Origin of the sequence: Nonomuraea sp. NPDC003709 (assembly GCF_040610775.1) — a bacterium.
GTDB classification, from domain to species: domain Bacteria; phylum Actinomycetota; class Actinomycetes; order Streptosporangiales; family Streptosporangiaceae; genus Nonomuraea; species Nonomuraea angiospora_A.
In genome coordinates, this window is sequence record NZ_JBEXMW010000093.1 from 1 (window position 1) to 1,424 (window position 1,424).

Below are 1,424 nucleotides of genomic sequence, written 5' to 3' on the forward strand. Positions count from 1 at the left end.
GGGTTGCGTCCACGGGAGTGGTGTACGAGTTTGGCCTGGTCACAGGCGTGGCGTCGTGAAATGAAGACGGCCATCGCGTGATCCTTCGAGTAGCAAGATCAAGATTCGAAGGAGAACCAGGCGATGGCCGTAGACAACAGTGTGACGCCCGCGCAGTGGCTGGCGCGGCAGATCGAGACCGACGACCCGGATCTGTTGCGATCCATGGTGAAGACCATGGCCGAAGCGTTGATGTCGGCCGAGGCTGACAGCCTGTGCGGGGCGGCCTACGGTCAACGCAGCGACGAACGGACCAACTCCCGCAACGGCTACCGCAGCCGCGAGTGGGACACCCGCACCGGCACCATCGAGCTCGCGATCCCGAAACTCCGGCAGGGCTCGTACTACCCGGACTGGCTGTTGGAGCGGCGCCGTCGGGCCGAGCAGGCACTGATCAGTGTGGTCGCCACCAGCTACCTGCTCGGCGTCTCCACGCGCAGAGTCGACAAGCTGGTCGAGCAGCTCGGCATCAAGCACATCTCCAAAAGCCAGGTCTCGCAGATGGCCAAGACGCTGGATGAGCAGGTCGAGGCGTTCCGAACGCGCGCTTTGGACGCAGGCCCGTACACCTTCGTGTGGCTGGACGCGCTGACGCAGAAGGTCCGTGAGGGCGGGCGCACCATCAACGTGCACTGCCTGGTCGCGACCGGCGTCAACGCCAACGGCCAGCGCGAGGTTCTCGGCCTGGAGGTGACCTCGGCCGAGGACGGCGCCGGCTGGCTGGCGTTCCTGCGCAGTCTGGTTGCCCGCGGTCTGTCCGGTGTCCAGCTGGTCGTCTCCGACGCTCATCGCGGGCTGGTGGAGGCGATCGGCGCCAGCATGGCTGGCGCGGCCTGGCAGCGCTGCCGCACCCACTACCTGCGCAATCTGCTCACGACCGTACCCAAGTCGGCGCAGCCGTGGGTGGCCACACTGGTGCGCACCATCTTCGACCAACCCACCGCCGAACAGGTCCGCGCCCAGCACGCCTGGGTCATCGATGCCCTGGAGACCAAGTACCCGGCCGCGTGCGAGCATCTGGACGCCGCCCGGGAGGACCTGCTGGCCTTCGCCGCCTTCCCGCGCGAGACCTGGCGGCAGATCTGGTCGAATAATCCGCAGGAGCGGCTGAACAAGGAGATCCGCCGCCGGACCGACGTGGTCGGTATCTTCCCCGACCGAGGAGCGATCATCCGGCTGGTCGGCGCGGTGCTGGCGGAGCAGACCGATGAATGGACCGAGGCCCGCCGCTACATGGGCCTGGACATCCTGGCCAAGGCCCGCGTCCGCCTCGTCGCTAGCGACACACCGGCCCAGAACCCACTCCCGCAGACACTCACCGCTTAACCTGCAGAAACAGGATCACGCGAAGATCGATTCATACACCACGTCCGTGGACGTGACCG

Annotated in this window: 1 protein-coding gene; it reads left to right on the top strand. The window is 66.6% G+C overall.

Annotated features, from left to right (window positions below; translation table 11 throughout):
- Positions 1 to 123: 123 nt before the first annotated feature.
- Positions 124 to 1,365 carry an IS256 family transposase gene (locus ABZX61_RS65840; protein WP_355213266.1) on the top strand — a complete coding sequence of 414 codons (1,242 nt, stop codon included), beginning with the start codon at positions 124 to 126 and terminating at the stop codon, positions 1,363 to 1,365.
- The last annotated feature ends 59 nt before the right edge of the window (positions 1,366 to 1,424 follow it).